The organism is Fervidobacterium riparium (genome assembly GCF_025370035.1).
In the GTDB taxonomy this organism is placed as follows: Bacteria; Thermotogota; Thermotogae; order Thermotogales; family Fervidobacteriaceae; genus Fervidobacterium; species Fervidobacterium gondwanense.
In genome coordinates, this window is record NZ_CP009277.1 from 141368 (window position 1) to 159615 (window position 18248).

Here is an 18248-nt window from a genome sequence, read left to right on the forward strand (position 1 = left end):
GGTGAGCTCTGTGAAAAGTGTGGTTAAGGGTATTTTTTCATATGTATTTGTAATTGCAGTTGTTATCGGCTCAAGTCTTATATTATCGGGCGCTTCGGATACGCAGTTACTTAACTATATCTCCCCACTATATGAAACGCTCTACAGAATAAATTACAACTATTACGACATCAAAAATGTGAACTTTGACAAACTCATCGATTCAGCAATTGATGGTATGGTTAAAGGCCTTGGAGATGACTTCAGCTACTACTATCCAGCTTCTCAGATGAACGAACAGCAGATAGAAATGGAGGGCCAATACGGAGGTCTTGGCATAGAGGTAACTTACGATAGCGAAAACAGAGCTGTTAAAGTAGTAAGCCCAATGTACGGAACACCAGCTTGGCGTGCGGGATTACAATCCGGAGACCTCATAATCGGTATTGACGATCAACCTGTCAGCGAGATGGAGTACATGGAAGCTGTGAACAAGATGAGAGGAAAGCCTGGGACAAGTGTCAAACTAACTATAAAGAGAGGCAATGAAGTAATCGAAGTAACTATAGTCCGTGAAGTTATACAAATAATCCCGGTAAAATCTGGCATCACAACATACAATGGCAAGAAAATTGGATATGTGCTCATAACAAAGTTCAACGAACCAGTTCCAACAGAGTTGGATAAGGCTCTAAGGAAGATTTATGATCAGAAAGCTGATGCACTCATAATAGACCTAAGAAACAATCCGGGCGGACTTCTCGATGTCGCTATCAAGGTATCTAACATGTTCTTAGATTCTGGAAAAGTAATAGTTTCAGTCAAGGATAGAGATGGAAAGATAACAGATAGATACATCAGTCAAGGCAACAACTATCCGAAGATCCCAGTTGTTGTACTTGTTAACAACGGTTCTGCATCCGCTTCTGAAATAGTTGCAGCAGCGATTAAAGAGAACAATAGGGGTGTTTTGATAGGTGAGAAAACTTTCGGAAAGGGTTCTGTTCAACGTGGCTTCCCACTGAGCAATGGTGGTACTGTGTTCCTAACAATAGCGCACTACATAACACCTTCAGGAAAAGACATACACAAGATTGGAATTGAACCAAACATAAAAGTGACAGAAATTGCCACAAGTACTTCAAGAAAAGTCGAAGCTAAGTCTTATACTCTGACAGAAATTGAAGTCGACCAGCAAGATCCAGTCATAAAAACCGCTCTTGACTACTTAACACAGCCTGGTGGAAAATAGAGACGGATGAAGTTAGAATTCTATGCTCTTGCAATATTCATAATTTCGCTGTTTGCTTTAGTAACGTTAACCTTGCACAAAAGGCCATTAACAGAGGAGGAGGTTCTACCTTCTCCCTCTGTTTTTGTAAAAAATCCTTACAAGCGTCTGTTAGAAAAGAAAGTAAATGAAATGAACCAACAGCTCTTCTTCTTAGAATACAATATTTCAATAAAAATTCCCGAAAGTTCAAAACAACTGGAAAAGATACTTGACGGAATAAAAGATCCCCGCGCACTGAAACAGATCACAAAAAGAGTTTGGCACTATTGGTGGGGTTATGGAATAGAAAACATAAAATATAAAGTCAAGCATATAGAACTTGTCTGGTATCCAGCGATAAGTATTTCCACAAGTTCAAATCTAACATTCGGAGATGCGCTATACATGGCGTTAAATGGAGAAAATTCATCGTTTAACCTTAATAAATCAGATATAGAACTTGTCAACATGATCTCAGAAAAGTACAAAGTTGAAATTATAATAGATGGAAAATAAGGAGCATAAACGGTTATGGCAAAGACTAATTCTTTTGACGAGATGGTGAAGTCTATTTTAGCCTTGATTTTGCTTTTTGTACTCTACACGTGGTCAACAAGGGTTTTGCATCTAAATGTTTTCCTTCTCGATGCTGAACTCTTCAACTTTTTTATACTCTACCTTCCGTCGCTTATATTCTTTTCGAGCCTTTTTTTAGAACCGAAAGACGTCTTCAAAGAAGTCGAACGATTAATAGTATACTCTCTTACACCAGTATTCGCATTTGTTATTGGATGGTACGGATATTCGTTCCACTACGGTTTTGTTGTTTCTTACTTACTTTCAAACCTTGTAAAGCCAAACTTAAAAAAACGCTATGTTATAATTATATTCAACGGTATAGCGTTACTAATTCTATTATGGTGGAGGTCAAGATAAATTGGAAAGATTTGCAAGGTGGTATGTAGAAAGGATACTAAAAAACTCTAAGAGGGTAATTATCACACTCTTTATAATCTCGATTGTTCTCGGCATTTACGCAGCATTTTCGCTCAAAGTAAATGCCGACATAACAGGTCTCGCTCCAAAAGATGACCCAAGATTCCAAGATTTGGTAAAGTACACCTCAGAGAAGGTGACATCAAATACTCTCATTATTGCCATTTCAGGAACTAAGAACCATGATCCTGATTCGATCGCTCAAAAATTTAAAGAAACATTTGAAAAGAGTGGTTATGTATATCAAGCTGAACCTTTTGATAATCCAGAAACTCTCGTAAAATATGGAATGTTAGCATTAAGCGAAAGCTCTGTCGGAGACACTATAAAGTACTATCAGTCACTTACAAAAGTTGAACCAAGAACGCTTGTAGACTTCCGTTTTTGGAGAAATATAGGTGTGGCAGTGTATGACTTAAACAGCTATTTGGAAAGCCTTGTTGAAAAAGTTGGCATCAAAAAATACTACCTCCTCTCTCCTGACAAAGATTTAATGGTAATGAATTTCTCCATGAAAAAACCGATGTCAGACGTAAAGTTTGTCACGGAAGCTGTTGAAAAGCTCAAAATCGAAGCAAAAAAGATAGAGGAAAAAGAGAAACTAACTGTTTACTTCACAGGTGGCGTTATGTCTGCTTACGAATCTAATATACAAGCCAGCAAGGATTTCACGCTGACAACGTTCATTTCAATAGCAGCTATAGTAGTGATAATCCTCTTAGGATTTGGAAACGTATTAGAACTTTTGATACTTTTCGCTGGATTAATAATGTCTATGGCAATAACTCTCGGACTGATAGCTGTATTTTTGAGAGAGTTGAATATTGTAACAACATTTGTCAACGCGATGCTTCTCGGAATGGGTATAGACTATGCAATGTACATAGTCACAAGGATCCAGGAAAGATTTAACATAGATGGAATTTCTCAAAAGAGTATAATCGAAGCATTCGTAGAAAATTTCAGACCTGCATTTATCTCAATGCTGACAACAGCCCTCGCATTCTTAGGAATGCTTTTAAGTCCTTCCAATGCAATTAAGCAGATGGGAATCTCTGTTTCGCTCGGTGTTTTGGTGTATTTCTTCGTATTCAACACATTTGTTCCGATCATGCACGATAAATTTATAAACAAATTCAGAAAAAGAGAAAGGGACACCTATATACGCATAGTGGATATCGTAAGAAAAAGCCGCGTATTAATGACCTTCACAATAATCCTCACACTAATACTAACAGGCATAGGTGTTTATTCGATATTGCACTTTTCTTACACTACGTCCAGTCTTATCCCGGAAAAATCTGAAACAAATATTGCAAGCAAGATTATTTCAGAAAAATTTGGGAGCGTTGCATCGAGCGATGTAGTTGTAGCTGCCGAAAGCTCCGAAGAATTATCAAATTATATCAACAAACTCAAAGAAAAAGGGCTTATAACGTCAGATTTTTCTATACTTACGTTTATTCAAAACCCAGAGAAAGTAGCTGAGGAACACTCAAATATATATCTTGAAGTGCTCAAACTCACAAATACATCTTTCTTAGAAGTTCTCTTCAAGAAACATGGTCTTTACGAAAGTTTCGTATCAACAGTTGACGTGATAAAGAACATCTCGAATTTGGAAGACCTTTTCAAAATCATGGAGAAGGATATACCAAGTCTTTTCTATACTGACATAACAGGTAAAAGATTACTTTTGGCTTATGTTACACCATCTGTGAACATATGGGAAGGAAATAACATTAGAACGTTCTTTGACTCGATGAAAGATTACAAGGTTTACGGTTATTCTGTTTTGTTCTACGATATCATTAACGAGTTAATGATGTCTACAATATTAGTTTTTGGGCTGGTTCTTATAATTGAAATAATAGTGCTTTATGTGGATTTTAAAAACCTTGGGAAAGCACTTAATATAATAACGTTAACTATGTTAAATGCTGTCGCCGCTCTTGGTGTTTCTTATATAGTTGGTATCAAAACCACTTTTATAACGTTCCTAACGTTACCAATATTCTTGGGTATAGGTGTTGACAGTTTAGTTGAGCTCGACCATAGTGTCAAATACGGTAAGGAAAGTGTTATAAAGACCGAAAAGGCAGTCATTATGTCGATATTGACAACCGTCTCATCTTTCGCAAGTTTCCTCGTGGCTCGCGGCCAGCTGTTACGAGAGTTTGGGTTCGTGACATCGGCGGGGCTTTTGGGAAGCTTGTTTATCTCATTCTTTTGGTATCTAAACATGACAGAAGCCCTTCAAAAAGCTCACGGAAAAAGGAAAGCAAAGGTAGAAAACGATAAAACAGACAAGGGTGAAACATTGTGAACGTACTGATGATTTCGGATACCTACATCCCTCAAATCAACGGCGTTGCTACTTCGATATATCTATCAAAGAAATACCTCGAAATGCGAGGCCATCAGGTTTATATAGTGGCTCCTGTTGCACCAGACGGTGACAAGAGCGTTCTCGTTGTCCCGGGAATGCCTTTTTTGCTTGAAAAACAACATCGCGTTGTTTTTGCAAACCACATAAAGATTCTTGAATTCGCGCTTGAGCATAAGATAGACGTGATCCACAGCCATGATCCATTGGCACTCGGAATTAGAGCTTTGAAGGTTCAAAAAGATTTGAAATTGCCACATGTTCACACTTACCACACGTTGCTTGCAGAATACAGGCATTACGTTCCACCGCCGCTCACGCCGGATAGAAGATCTGTTGAAGAATTCTCGAGGTGGTTCTGCAACAAAGTAAACACCGTTATCGCACCGACTAAAGAGATAAAAAACGAGTTGATTACCTACGGTGTGGAAAGGCCTATCGAGGTACTTCCTACAGGGATAGATACCATTGATTTTTCAAAGCCTGCGCAAAGAAATATTAGAGCTGAATATAGCATCCCAAACGACGCTATATTGCTAATGTACGCAGGCAGATTAGCAAAAGAAAAGAACTTAGAATTCCTTTCAAAAGTAGTTTCAAAACATATGCATAAAGACAGTCAGATTTGGTTTTTGATAGTTGGCGATGGCCCTGAAAGAAAAGAACTCGAAAAATACTTCGAAGAGGAAGGACTTTCAAAGAGGGTGGTATTCACAGGATACGTGCCGCATAAGGAAATCAAGGATTACTATAAAGCTGCGGACTTATTTGTTTTTGCGTCGTTAACCGAGACTCAAGGTCTCGTTGTCCTCGAAGCATTGGCAAGCGGTACACCCGTTGTTGCTATCGCATACAAAGGTATAGCCAACGTTCTTGTAAACGGAGAGGGAGCAATAACAACGGGTATAAGTGAAGAGGAGTTTTATGAGGCCATAGCAAAAGCACTTGAAGAAAAAGAGTTCCTATCAATAAATGGCATTGAGTACGTTGAAAAGCATTGGTCAATGAACGCAATGGCTGAAAGACTTGAAGAGATATATTCGAAGGCGATAGCAGAAGGTTACATTGACTTCCACATGCCTTCGATTATTAATACGTCTCTACAGCTCAAAATTAGTAGGCTATTTAAAAAATTTTTGGAGCTATTTGACTAAGGCTAAACGGCTTGTTCTTCTTCAAGCTCGGTCAGAAATTTCAAATAGCTCTCGTATCTGCTTTCAGGGATTTTTCCTTTTTCAACGAGTCTTTTTACATGGCATTCTGGTTCATCCACGTGCAAACAATCAGGGAAGAAACACTTCTCGTTATCGAATTCCACAAACAGATCTCTAAGTTCAATCGGCTGTATGTGCGAAATTTCAAGGCTTGCAAAACCTGGCGTGTCAACCACCCAGCCGCCAGTAGAAATTCTCAAAAGCTCCGCAGCAGTTGTAGTATGCTTGCCGCGCTCAAGCTTTTCAGAGATTTCACCAGTCCTCAGTTTCAAATTTTCATCAATTGCGTTCAAAAGGCTGCTCTTCCCAACCCCTGACATTCCTGCAAAAACAGACACTTTGCCATGTAGCTTATCTTTCAACTCATCGATGCCAATCTTCTGGAGCGCACTTGTCTTAACTATGGGATACAACCTACCGTAAATGCTTTCAAATTCCGATATTTTCTCTTGACTTAGCAAGTCAACTTTATTGAGGACAATTACTATTGGGAGATTTTCGTACTCAACAAGGACAATGAACCTATCGAGTATGTCGTATGGCACTTGCGGCTTTTCCAAAGTGGTCACTATAACAACTTGATCAACATTCGCAACACTGGGCTTTTTAAGTTCATTATTTCTGTTCAATATATTTTCGATAACACCCTCGTTTTGCACAATATGTGAGTACTCAACGATATCACCAACGATAGGTCTTATACCTTGCTTCTTGAATTTTCCACGCAATTTGCAGAGTAAACGTTCCCCATTTTCAAAGTCCTCAACGACAAGGAGGTTCGAGTAAAATTTGACAACTCTTGCTAACTTTCTTTCAGGTTTCACGGCTAAAACTGACCTCCCTGTGTTGTTTCAATAGATTCAGTAGAGCCTTCTTGACTCTTTTCAAAACTGCCAGAATCTTCTTGTTGGATTTGCTCTGATTGATTCTCTAAACTCTGGGACGTTCCCTGAGAAGATTCAATCGGTATCTCCGGTGGTATGATGTCAACCGGTATCGATACATCCGTTGAAGGTCCTGATTCTTCCGACGAAGTCGTAGTCTGCTGGATTGCAGATGCAGCTCCACTGCTAATAAACAATGTCACCAAGTCTCCGTTTTTCACCTTGTTACCAGAAGTTGGTGCAGTAGATATGACCACACCATTCATTCCGGGTTCATTCGTGTTTCTAACGATAGTGCTAACACCTACCAATTCAAGGATATTTTGTACGCTCTTGTACCAGACTCCCTTGAAGTCTGGTAATATGATGCTCTTTTCAACTATACTCTGTGCAAAGAGCTTCACCTTCCTACCCTGTTTAACCACAGTATTGCCTGGCGGGTCCATTTTGATGACTCTTCCACTTTCACCAATTATTTCCACTCTAAAACCTTTCTTCGATAGCTCATCTTTAGCTACCTGAACATCTACCCCTACATAATTTGGAAGTAACGCAGTCCCTTTTCGCGCATCTACGTACATCAGTAGATAAAAAGCAAGAAATCCCAGAAAACTTCCGATGAATATTGTTAGTATCAATAGTATTAAAGACCTTGCAGGTGCGAAATGCCCACGTTTCGTATTTCCTTTCGCTCTCTTATCTATCAAGCACATCCCTCCAACTATTTATTTGCAAATACTACGAATTTTTCTTAATCGCATACCTTCTCCTCAGCTGACCACACGCAGCATCTATGTCCGTACCCTTTTCTCTCCGTATCTCATTCTCTATATTGTGCTTATCTAAAACTTCTTTGAACCTCTCAATAGCCCAGTGATGTGGCCGCTCCATCTTGATCTCTCCAATGGTCGGTACTGGGTTAATAGGAATAAGGTTAACGTAAGCTCCCATACCTCTCAGAAGTTCTGCAAGTTTCTCTGCATCATCCACAAAATCGTTGAATTCTCTAATGAGAATGTACTCGAAAGTCACCCTGTTCTTTGTAATCTTCTGATACTCCTTCGCAGCGTGTATTATTTCTTCCACAGAGTACTTTTTGTTCATTGGTACTATCATATCCCTCTTAAAGTTAGTCGGTGCGTGCAATGATATAGCGAGCTTGACTTCAGGCAAGTCGGTACCCAGTTGCACAATCTTTTCAGGGATTCCAACAGTCGAGATTGAAATCCTCCTCATACTCATGTTCTTGCCCTTTTTGTGATTCAACATCTTGACGCTCTTAACAACTTCGCTGTAGTTCAACAGCGGTTCGCCCATGCCCATGTAAACCACATTTCCTATGTTCACGCGCCTTTCCTTTTCCATAGCTATCACTTGTGCAACGATCTCACCGGCTGAAAGATTCCTCACGAATCCGCTTTGCCCCGTCGCACAGAAAGCACACTTCGCAGGACAGCCAACTTGCGATGAGATACACGCAGTTACCCTATCAGGATGGAATAACAAAACGGATTCTATCGTGTTTCCATCTTCGAGTTTCCACAGAAATTTCGTAGTTTTGTCTATCTGAGAAATCTGCATATCGAGAAGTTCCGGGATGTTAATCGAAAATCTATCACTGAGAGCTTCCCTGTGCTCTTTTGAAAGGTTTGTCATATCGCTGAACGAAAAGACCTTCTTCTTGTAAATCCAGTCCCAAACTTGCTCCACTCTGAATTTCTCCAATCCGAGTTTATTAAACTCTTCAACCAATTCTTCGTAACTGAAATCCAATAAATTCTTCCTCATAGTATTTACCACCTCTATTCGATTCAAACATTATCTTTACTATCTTACGTAAAACGAACAGCAGCCTATTTTGTCGTACTTCTTATCAACAGGCTTTACAACAAAATCAACTTTTCCGCTCAATCTCTTTTGAAGTTCTCTTCTATACTCTCCTTTCGGATGCATACACCCCAAAACAACGTTTTCAAAGAGCTCTCTTGCCTTCTCGAAAACTCTTACAACATCGTCTATGTCAGGCGCCGGACAATTTTGAAACGCCGTATTCGGCGTAGGTATAAAGATGTTCAGCACAATGCTGTTGAAATGCTTAGAGAGCATCTCAAGAGCTGTATATTCATGAGTTATTCTACCACACAGCACACCAATAGTTATGTGCGGAACTTTTTTCACGTTCAAAGGCAAAACGCTCTGCAATATCTGTTCTGGGGTACGTTCTATATTGTAGATTCGCTTTAGAATATTTTTATCACCATAAAAATCAAAGCTGAGCACATCAGCAACATTTTCGAGTTCAAAAGGCGGATTTTCAGGAAAACCGATATGAAAGTTGTAAGCCAGTTTGTATTTTTCTTTCATTGTTCTCAAAAATTCCAAATACTCTCCAAACGGTATCTCGCCATTTGGAAGCATCCCGCCACTAACTAAAAACGACTTATACTTCTCGGCGTATTTCTCAATTTCACTGACGTGAATCATGTGCTTCACATAATGTCCACCGCAATGAGCACAGCTAAGTGGACAGCCTTTTGTTACAGATATTGGTAATGTTGCTGAAGGGTCAATGCCTACGTAACAGCTCAAATTCTGCATCTCCAATCTACTGGAAAGGTTGTAACACGTTCTTTTTCATCAAGCTGCATCCAACCATCTAAATCAAGTTCTATGAGCTTATCGAGTGCACTCTCGTATTCATCTTTAGTGATTTTCCTATTGATCAGTTCGTCCTGCTTCGCCCCAAAATGCGGTATGTACTGAGACATCAGCGCAACAGAAATCTTCTTATCAAGTGATGCGATAAACTCTAGCGCTCTATCGTGACCGCTGACGTTGTTTGGAAGGACCAAAATCCTGACTATTAGACCTCTCATCTTCTCCTCTTCAAACGGACCAACTTGCCTGTACATTTCGCTAATAGCTTGCTGAGTAACATCCCAATAATCAGGAACCTTTGAATATCGCATTCCATAGCTATTGTCAGTGTACCTAATATCAGCAAGATAAATATCAACGTACCCTTCAAGTGCCTTTAGTACCTCAACACGCTCATAGCTCGATGTGTTATACACAACCGGGAGACTGAAACCTTTTTCCTTTGCTATATCGAGTGCCCTTACTATCCAAGGAATGTGTGGTGTTGGCGTTACAAGATCCAACGTTTGAGCACCAGACTCTTGGACTTTCAAAAACGCGCAAGCAAGTTCCTCTGCGGATATCTCAAATCCAACACCTTTCTGAGAAAATCCCATATTCTGGCAGTAAATACACTTCATCTGGCAGCCTGAGAAAAAGACAGCACCAGCACCGTTCTCGCCAGAAAGCGGTGGCTCTTCTCCCTTGTGCAATACTATATTTGAAACCTTCGGCAAATATCCGACACCGCAAACACCTTTGCCAATTCTTCTATCCACTCCGCACATTCTTGGACAAAGCGTACAATTTTCTAAAATCTCGGGGCTTAACAAAGACTTTGATTCAACGCCTTCCACCACTGCTTCACTCCTAACATTTCCGAATTGAAGAATTATCCATTTAATAATTATATCACGTATCATCAGTGCATGAATTGATTTTTTGTATACGTTGTGTTGTGTATACTTTAAGAAAACTGCATTTTTCTGAACAATTTAGTAGTGTATATTCTAAGATTTGTGTTATAATAATTTTAAAGGATGTTAGTAAAGCTAACATAAATGGATAATTGACCATGAAATATCATAAATCATAAAATCGTTGTCGAACGGGGGTGTTTGTGGTGAAATCAACATCATTGGAGAATTTGGTAAAAAGACTAACAACGACTGAAAGCCCAAGCGGTAGGGAATCCAAAATAACGAGCGTCATATTGGAAGAGCTTGAAGGAGACATCGATGGGTATAAGATTGACAAACTCGGAAATTTAATCGTCTGGAAAAACGGAAAAAGTGGAAAAAAAGTCCTTTTGGATGCTCACATGGACGAAATCGGTGTTGTGGTTACAAACATAGACGAAAGAGGATTTTTGAAGATAGACAGAGTGGGTGGTGTCTCACCTTACACAATATACCAATCGAGGATCAGGTTTGGCGAAGTGGTTGGTATAGTTGGTATCGAGGGTGAAACGTCCGAAGAATTACAGGCAAACGTTCAGAAGATGTCCTTTGAAAAGCTCTTCGTTGACATTGGCGCAAAATCAAGAGAAGAAGCCGAAAAACTCTGTCCGATAGGAACCTTCGGCACATTCGATAGCTACTTCCACGAACAGGAAGATTATATGATCAGCAAATCGATGGACGACAGAATTGGATGTGCTGTTATAATAGAGGTTTTCAGACGCATAAAGGAACCTACAAACACGATCTACGGTGTCTTTGCAGTCCAAGAAGAAGTCGGACTCATAGGTGCACATGTTGCTGGTTACGACATTGAACCAGATGTTGCAATAGCACTCGATGTTACAGGCGTTGGAGACACACCAAAAGGACTGAAAAGAGTGCCGATGGAACTTGGGAAAGGTGCCTGTATAAAAGTTAAAGATATGGCTTCGATAAGCAACAGATACATCGTTGAAAAGCTCAAAGAACTCGCGCAAAAGTACAACATACCACACCAAATGGAAGTTCTCATATTCGGCGGAACTGATGCGGCAGGTTACCAAGCAACAAAGAGCGGAATTCCAAGCGCAACGATATCGATACCGACAAGGTACATCCACACACCGAGCGAAATGGTTTACAAACCTGACGTAGAGGCAACCATTGAGCTAACAATCAAATACTGCGAAGAGGGGTTATAAGAACGCATGAAACAAAGAACTCCAATCAGCTCGAGAAAGTGGAAGGATATAACCGACTTTGATCTGAAAGTCTTATCCGTTGTGATAATTACGCTTTCATTAATAACTATAACACTTGTACTGTACACATTTTATCTCAAAGTCCAAAAGTCAAAGGTCGAGGTTGTGATAAGAGAAGTTGGGACGAATACAACCCCACCAACTGAGCGTGTTCTAAAAACAGCTACTCAAACAGTAATAATACTTGAACCGGCTAAGGAAGCTACTTCCTTAGCCGTTCCTATCGATACAGCCACTACAGGTGCTTCGACGCAAGTGAACCAACAAACAGCCGGGCAGGAAATTAAGAAAGATGAAAACTCACAGATGATAAAGCTCGAAACAGAAAACACCGAGTCGACAAACGTTAATGTGCAGCAGCCGCAAAAACAGTCTCAAGAACAAAACACTCAAGCACAAGCGAAAGACGAAAAACAAGAACCACAACAACCAGTGACAAATACTTATCTGAAAGACATCACAAAATTCGACTATAATCTCCTTGTTTCGAGGATGGCAGAAAACTTTCCTGAAAGTGCTTTAAGGACTGTATATCTCTACGCAGTTGACGGTGAAACAGCTTTAAAGATCGCGAAGTTGACACAGAATTATGTAATAGATAGATCGGGTTCGAAATACTACGTTTTGACCTTAAATAACGTCATGCCGGAACTTAACCCTTCAAGGTCGATTTACACAATCACTACTGATCCAATCTCAAGCTCAAAAGACGCTTTCAAATCAGTCGTAAATCTTAGAACTGTCGGAATCAGCGCATTTAGTATCAGCGCAAAATCCGGTTACATTATCTGCCTTGGAATATTCACTTCTGAAAATCAGGCAAAAAGTTTCTACTATTCACAAGATTGGACTGAACTGTCGAGATATGGGCACGTAAAAGGTGCAAAGGTATCTAAAATAGGGCAGTAATAACATTAGGTGATTGAAGCTTACAAGTGCGGGGGAATCTCAGGGGGACTTTTTTGTATGATATTTTCAAACTTCGATAGAAGAAATAGCGGAGAAAACACTTCTAGTTCGCTGTTTGAAAATATAAAAGCACTGCACAAGAAGGCATCTGCAAGTCAAAGAGCATTCTTTATACTCTTTGCTTTGATTATAGTTCTCTCTGGTGTTTTGTACCAACCAAGTTATAACAAACTTGTTCAAGAAAGTGTCTACGGGCGAGATGAAAATTTAAAAGTAACCGCAGAATCGGCACAGAGAAAATACACTTCCTCGGTTATAGACATCAATACCGCTTCACTTGAAGAACTCCAGACACTTCCAGGAATAGGTCCGTCAAAGGCGCGGGCCATCATAGAATACAGAGAAAAACAGCAGTTCTCAAAAATAGAAGACATCATGAACGTTCCAGGAATAGGCGAAAAGACTTTTGAAAGGCTTAAAGATAGGATAAAGGTAAGCACACCAGATACTCAGCCTGTCCAAAACAACAATCAAGCATTGGTAGCTAATAATGTTGTGAATCAACAGACAAACGAATTCCAGACAACACGGAAGATAGATATAAACACTGCAGGAATTGAAGAATTACAGAAGCTCCCCGGTATTGGTCCAACAAAAGCACAAGAGATAATCAATTACAGAACAAAAAATGGACCTTTCAGGTCCATCGATGAAATTATGAACGTTAAGGGAATTGGCAAGAAGACGTTTGAAAAGATGAAAGATATGATAACTATAAAATGATGAGCAATTGAACCCTATTCTATATACAATTCTCTTATTTCATCGTACTTTTCAAAGAATATTTTGCATATCTCAGGATCAAATTTCTTGCCTTCTTGATCCTTTATATATTCTAAGACATCATTTTCATTCCACTTGGGCCTGTAAACCCTATCAGACATCAAAGCATCGTACACATCCACAATAGCTACTATACGTGCTTCTATCGGTATGTCATCACCTTTTAATCCTTTCAAATATCCCGAGCCGTCCCAGTTTTCGTGGTGATAAAGTGCTATATTTGACGCAATTTCAAAAACAGGATGTTCAACTTGAGAAAGTATCTTATAACCAACCAAAACATGCTTCTTCATGATCTCAAATTCTTCGTCTGACAATCTCCCAGGTTTGTTTAAAATCGAGTCCGGAATTCCTATCTTCCCGACATCGTGTAACATTGAAGCAATTTCAATAACGTCAAGATATTCTTCTCCAAACCCAAGAGAACTTGCAAATAATCTGCTCAACTTTCCTACCCTTCTGACATGCTCTCCAGTTTCCAATGATCTCGTCTCTGTTACTTCCGATAGTATGTAAATTATCTTATAAAGCGTTTCAACTAAATCTTTCGATATAAGATAATTTGTAATGCCAGATGCAAAACGGTCAACGATCACAGTCAAAAAATTTTTCTGGGTTTCTGTCAACTGTTTGGAAAATTCAGCTTTGATTACTTTACCTGAACCTACGGATTCAGAAACGAAAAACTCACAGATCCTATCATCCTTCCAAACAACTTCTGTGTGTTTCAGATTATCAAAAAACTTTATATCTGGTAAATCCACCAACGCATTTCTATCACTTTCCACATATTTAACAACAGCCTCATTATTTAAAATCCTGCTAAAATCATCAAAGAGACTTTCGATGTACATTTTATAATCATCAACCGATTTTTGACCGTCGCTGAAAAGCATTGATGAGTAGAAATTGCCCCTTTCTAAAAGTCTTTTCTGAATCTCAAGTTCTACAATGTCTCGATACTCGCGTAAGCGCGATATTATCATAGTGTAAAGTCCGTTGCTTGAGAGTTCAGCCTTTTCACGATAGTCATTTATGTCATATTTTACTATTATTTCCCTCGGTGGAGCGTATCCCGGTTGGCCCGTGCGGATAACAAGTCTGATAAGTTTATTTCCAATCTTCTCTCTGATGTATTTTACCAATTCAAGCCCGGCATCATCGCCTTCCATTACAACATCTATTATGGCCAATGCTATGTCTTCAACATTCTCCAAAATTTCCTTTGCCTCTTGCGATGAATAGGCACTGTACAATTTTACTTTCTTTCCTTCAAAAACTATGTCCCTTGCAACGACAGATGTTATCGCATGTACATCAGGCTCATCATCGACAACAAGGATTTTCCAGAAATCTTTCAGCTCATGATCTATTTTTTCACTACCCTTTTTGAGGAATTTCGCCAATCGACATCACCTACCTGCAGTTCTTTAGAGGATGTGAACTAATTGCCTTCCTTGATCGGTAATGTAATAATAAACTTCGTTCCTCTCCATAATTCACTTTGAACTTCGATAGTTCCGCCGAGTACTTCTGAGACCAACTGATAGACAATACTCAAACCAAGTCCAGAACCCGATTTTTGGTCTGTAGTAAAGAAAGGTTCAAAAATACGCTTCTGTATTTCAGGTTCAATCCCCTTGCCATTATCTGCAAAAACAAACATCAGTTCTTTGTTGTTCCCGCTTGTTATCGTTTTCATCTCAATTCTAATTTCACCAGGATTGTCATATTCAAAAGCATGAACAATTGCATTATCGATCAAATTCATGAGAATCTGAGTTATCGCTCCAGGAATAGTGTAAATCGTTAGGTTCTCCTCAATATCTGTCACTACATTGATCTTTGTTTTCCTAAGTTTTGGGTGTAAAGAATTGAGGACATCTGTGACTAATAATTTCAAATCGACATTCGCATAGCTTTGAACCATCTCATTCATGGCCACCCTTTTCAAGCTTTGCACAAGCTCAATAATCCTACGGGAGTTCCTCACCATCATATCATTCAGCTCGAACATCGTATTCAAACAATCCTTAAATTCCTCTTCAGTTAATTCGTCTTTCTCAAACTTATCTTTAATATCACTCAAGATCTTGTGTTGTTCTGTTAGAGAAGAGTATATTATTCCTGAAGGTGTATTCACATCATGTGCTATGTTCACCATCAACTTACCAAGTGCAGCCATCTTTTCCGAATTTATTATCTTGTTCTGCGCTTCTTCAAGTTCGTTGAACGCAAGTTCAAGTTCGTTATTCATCTCATTTAATTCCTCAACAAGCTCTTTTAATTGTTCGTTCTTTTTCAAGTTTTTCATTAAAAGAATTAGAATAAAATACATACCGAGGAAGATCAAAGATATATAAAACAGAAAGACTCGCGGGACACTATCGGTATATCTAAAACTCACACTCCCAACAAAAGTGTCGGCATAAAACAAGTTAATGTTCTTGTTATGCAACCTGACTCCGAGAACTTGCTCTAAAATGTTCGGAACATACGACTCATCAGAAGATCCCAACTCACGCCTTTTATCATCATACACAAAGACGCCAGTTATATCTGCTGACTGAGTTATTACTCTTGTCAACTTATCTATTACCCTATTATCGTACGTCCACACAGGATAAGAAAGGGTCTCAGCATAATAATCCAGTCTTAAGAAAAGCTCTCTTTTCCACGATGAATAATGATTAGTAGAAACTAACAAAAAAATCGCAAACAAAATCATAGGTGAAATAATACTGACAATTAGATGTATTTCGACTTTTCCCTTTTCAATACTTGTCGAATTCAAAATTCTCACCTCTTTTCAAAGCTCAGAGCCTATCCCAATTTTACCATAAACCTCCTAAGCAACGAAAGTATTCATTTCCATAATTCTTCATACTTAACGCCATACTTTCTTAAGATATCCATATAATCAGATGTGTTTTTGAATCTTTTGAGTTGTTCAGAAAAGCTCTCAGCAAGGTACGAGCCATGAAAGTTCTTTGAAAACCCGACGTAATATACCATTTTCTCACCAAAAACAGGAGAATACTCTACTTCAATTTTCATCTCACGTGCAATATATTTTCCTACAAGCAAATTGCATACGAATAAATCGATTCTTCCATTTTTCAGAAGCTCAAATCCAACCTCATCAGTGCTTACAGGAACTTTTCTAAACTCTGCATTCCAAAACCAGTCGCCATATGCATAACCATCAGTGTATCCACAAACTAAATTCTTTGGAATTTTCTCAATTAAAGATAGATCTATGTTACTTGACTTAAGTTTGAATAATACATCTAACCCAGTACTCAGAGGTTCATTAGGAAATGTGAGGAAATCCTTCCTCTCATCGGAGATTCTCAAGCTCATTATCCCATCGTAAGATTTATCCTTCATTAGTTCTATGCACCTTGTCCAAGGGAATGTGTGAAAAATAACATGAAATCCCAAATCTTGAAAAACACGCTTTACCACATCTACATCTATCCCAATCCATTCCTTCTTGTTTCTGTCATACCATTCGTAAGGCATCCAATCGATTGTCAGTATCTCAACTAAGTTGCCTGGTAGAACATAACCGTGAACTACCCATGACTAAAGTCACGGGCTTCCTGCTTCATCGACTGGACTTGCTGCCGTGTTACTTGACAGTAGAGGCCCAGCCTCCGCAGGCATGGACTACCGTCCTCGGGTCGTCCCAACCCTATCAAAGATTCGGTTATCACGTTATTCCAAGTTGCAATAGCCCTTGTCTTAATATATTCTTCGCTGCGTTTTCATCCCTATCATGTTCTATTCCACACTTTGGACATTTCCATGTCCTTACACTTAGTTCTTTTACTGTCTCGTTCTTGTGTCCACACTTGCTGCAAGTCTGCGATGACGGAAAACTTGGTGATACCTGCAAGAATATTCGTCCATACCGTTCTGCTTTGTCTCTTACCATTTCTATAAACTTTGACCATGATACATCATGAATACTCTTGGCTAAATGACTATTCCGTACAAGATTCTTAACTCTCAAATCTTCGCAGATAATTGCTTGGTTTTCGCTAACTACCTGCGAAGATAACTTTTCCAGAAAGTCCTTCCTGATATTTGTTACTCTCTCATGCATTCTTGCAAGTTTTATTCTTGTCTTCTCATAGTTCTTGCTTCCTTTCACCTTCCTTGCAAGCTCTCTTTGCAACTTCTTTATTCTCTTTTCATATCTTGCAAGAATTCTCGGATTCTCAATATGCTTGCCTTGACTGTCTACATAGAAATCTTTAACTCCTAAGTCTAAAGCTATTGCGAAGTTTTGTGGTGTTCCACTGATTTTACGATTGTACACTTTCTCTTGTTCTACTGTAATCGATACATAGTACTTCCCGCTTGGAGTTAGCATTACGGTTGCCGTTTTGATTCTGCCATCGAAAACTCTATGGATTCGTGCTTTTACCCAACCAAGTTTCGGAAGCTTTATCTTCCCCCAGCAACGATTTTTGTCTGGATTTATTATTATCTCACCAAAATCGACTTGTATATTGTTATTCGTAGAGTTCGTAGTATACGAAAATCGATGTGATTTCTTTGTCTTGAATCTCGGACATCTTGCTTGTTTTTTGAAAAATCTTTTGTAAGCACTATCAAGGTTTATCAAAGCATTTTCGAGAGCAAACTTATCTACTTCCCTAAGCCATGGATATTGCTCTTTTAAAACACTGTTCAAATGCTTTCGACACTCAGGTTCAGTAGTCGAAAGCTTTTCTTCCTTGTATCTTTGCTCTCTCCAAGCAAGGAAGTAATTCCAAACAAATCTTACACAACCAAATGTCTTAGCTAACAGTGTTTTTTGTTTTTCATTTGGATAAATCCTGTATCGATAGGTAACTATCATATTAGTGTTGCTCCTTTTGAGTTTTTGTATTATCGTTACTATAAAATTATA

At 39.0% G+C, this 18248-nt stretch carries 17 protein-coding genes; 8 read left to right on the top strand and 9 right to left on the bottom strand.

The features are described 5' to 3' along the window. Window positions 1-10 precede the first annotated feature (10 nt). Genes IB67_RS00665 through IB67_RS00685 form a run of 5 tightly spaced genes read left to right on the top strand, consistent with a single transcriptional unit; the run spans window position 11 to window position 5788 of the window. On the top strand, window positions 11-1231 hold the full coding sequence (locus tag IB67_RS00665) for a S41 family peptidase (RefSeq protein ID WP_084634294.1): 1221 nt from the start codon (window positions 11-13) through the stop codon (window positions 1229-1231). A gap of 6 nt (window positions 1232-1237) precedes the next feature. Beyond that, on the top strand, window positions 1238-1768 hold the full coding sequence (locus IB67_RS00670; RefSeq protein ID WP_072757681.1) for a hypothetical protein: 531 nt from the start codon (window positions 1238-1240) through the stop codon (window positions 1766-1768). Window positions 1769-1783: 15 nt separating this feature from the next. Next, window positions 1784-2188 carry a hypothetical protein gene (locus IB67_RS00675; RefSeq protein ID WP_072757683.1) on the top strand — a complete coding sequence of 135 codons (405 nt, stop codon included), beginning with the start codon at window positions 1784-1786 and terminating at the stop codon, window positions 2186-2188. Between the two features lies 1 nt (window position 2189). Further along, the gene (locus IB67_RS00680) at window positions 2190-4574 is read left to right on the top strand and encodes an efflux RND transporter permease subunit (RefSeq protein WP_498875326.1); all 2385 of its coding nucleotides are present in this window, start codon (window positions 2190-2192) and stop codon (window positions 4572-4574) included. Next, complete coding sequence (locus IB67_RS00685; RefSeq protein ID WP_498875327.1) at window positions 4571-5788, top strand: glycosyltransferase family 4 protein; 1218 nt, start codon at window positions 4571-4573, stop codon at window positions 5786-5788. The genes IB67_RS00680 and IB67_RS00685 overlap by 4 nt, the downstream gene beginning before the upstream one ends. Window positions 5789-5790: 2 nt before the next feature. Here IB67_RS00685 and rsgA read toward each other — a convergent pair whose 3' ends face one another. From rsgA to IB67_RS00710, 5 genes are read right to left on the bottom strand one after another with little or no spacing between them, the layout of a single operon-like run. Continuing rightward, window positions 5791-6672 carry a ribosome small subunit-dependent GTPase A gene (gene rsgA / locus IB67_RS00690; protein ID WP_498875328.1) on the bottom strand — a complete coding sequence of 294 codons (882 nt, stop codon included), beginning with the start codon at window positions 6670-6672 and terminating at the stop codon, window positions 5791-5793. A 2-nt stretch (window positions 6673-6674) separates the two neighbouring features. After that, window positions 6675-7439, bottom strand: a complete 765-nt coding sequence (locus IB67_RS00695) for a PASTA domain-containing protein (RefSeq protein ID WP_498875329.1) — start codon at window positions 7437-7439, stop codon at window positions 6675-6677. Window positions 7440-7470: 31 nt separating this feature from the next. Further along, on the bottom strand, window positions 7471-8520 hold the full coding sequence (gene rlmN, locus IB67_RS00700) for a dual-specificity RNA methyltransferase RlmN (RefSeq protein WP_498875330.1): 1050 nt from the start codon (window positions 8518-8520) through the stop codon (window positions 7471-7473). Between the two features lie 39 nt (window positions 8521-8559). Continuing rightward, complete coding sequence (locus IB67_RS00705) at window positions 8560-9330, bottom strand: radical SAM protein (protein WP_498875331.1); 771 nt, start codon at window positions 9328-9330, stop codon at window positions 8560-8562. Further along, window positions 9318-10226, bottom strand: a complete 909-nt coding sequence (locus IB67_RS00710; RefSeq protein ID WP_498875332.1) for a radical SAM protein — start codon at window positions 10224-10226, stop codon at window positions 9318-9320. The genes IB67_RS00705 and IB67_RS00710 overlap by 13 nt, the downstream gene beginning before the upstream one ends. Window positions 10227-10507: 281 nt before the next feature. Here IB67_RS00710 and IB67_RS00715 point away from each other — a divergent pair, with 281 nt between their 5' ends. The 3 genes from IB67_RS00715 to IB67_RS00725 are packed head-to-tail and all read left to right on the top strand — an operon-like array spanning window position 10508 to window position 13264. Further along, entirely contained in the window at window positions 10508-11512 is a 1005-nt protein-coding gene (locus IB67_RS00715) for a M42 family metallopeptidase (protein ID WP_498875518.1), read from the top strand. Between the two features lie 6 nt (window positions 11513-11518). Further along, on the top strand, window positions 11519-12481 hold the full coding sequence (locus IB67_RS00720) for a hypothetical protein (protein ID WP_424695148.1): 963 nt from the start codon (window positions 11519-11521) through the stop codon (window positions 12479-12481). A 57-nt stretch (window positions 12482-12538) separates the two neighbouring features. Next, a complete protein-coding gene (locus IB67_RS00725) occupies window positions 12539-13264 on the top strand; it encodes a ComEA family DNA-binding protein (RefSeq protein WP_498875333.1) in 726 nt (241 codons plus the stop codon). A gap of 14 nt (window positions 13265-13278) precedes the next feature. On the opposite strand, the gene IB67_RS00730 is transcribed toward IB67_RS00725, so the two are convergent. The 4 genes from IB67_RS00730 to tnpB form a co-directional block, all read right to left on the bottom strand. Continuing rightward, window positions 13279-14730 carry an HD domain-containing phosphohydrolase gene (locus IB67_RS00730; protein WP_424695146.1) on the bottom strand — a complete coding sequence of 484 codons (1452 nt, stop codon included), beginning with the start codon at window positions 14728-14730 and terminating at the stop codon, window positions 13279-13281. Window positions 14731-14768: 38 nt separating this feature from the next. Further along, entirely contained in the window at window positions 14769-16118 is a 1350-nt protein-coding gene (locus IB67_RS00735; protein WP_072757703.1) for a sensor histidine kinase, read from the bottom strand. Window positions 16119-16189: 71 nt separating this feature from the next. Next, window positions 16190-16849 carry a substrate-binding periplasmic protein gene (locus tag IB67_RS00740; RefSeq protein ID WP_498875334.1) on the bottom strand — a complete coding sequence of 220 codons (660 nt, stop codon included), beginning with the start codon at window positions 16847-16849 and terminating at the stop codon, window positions 16190-16192. 190 nt (window positions 16850-17039) lie between these two features. Beyond that, entirely contained in the window at window positions 17040-18197 is a 1158-nt protein-coding gene (gene tnpB / locus IB67_RS00745) for an IS200/IS605 family element RNA-guided endonuclease TnpB (protein ID WP_498875335.1), read from the bottom strand. Window positions 18198-18248 lie beyond the last annotated feature (51 nt).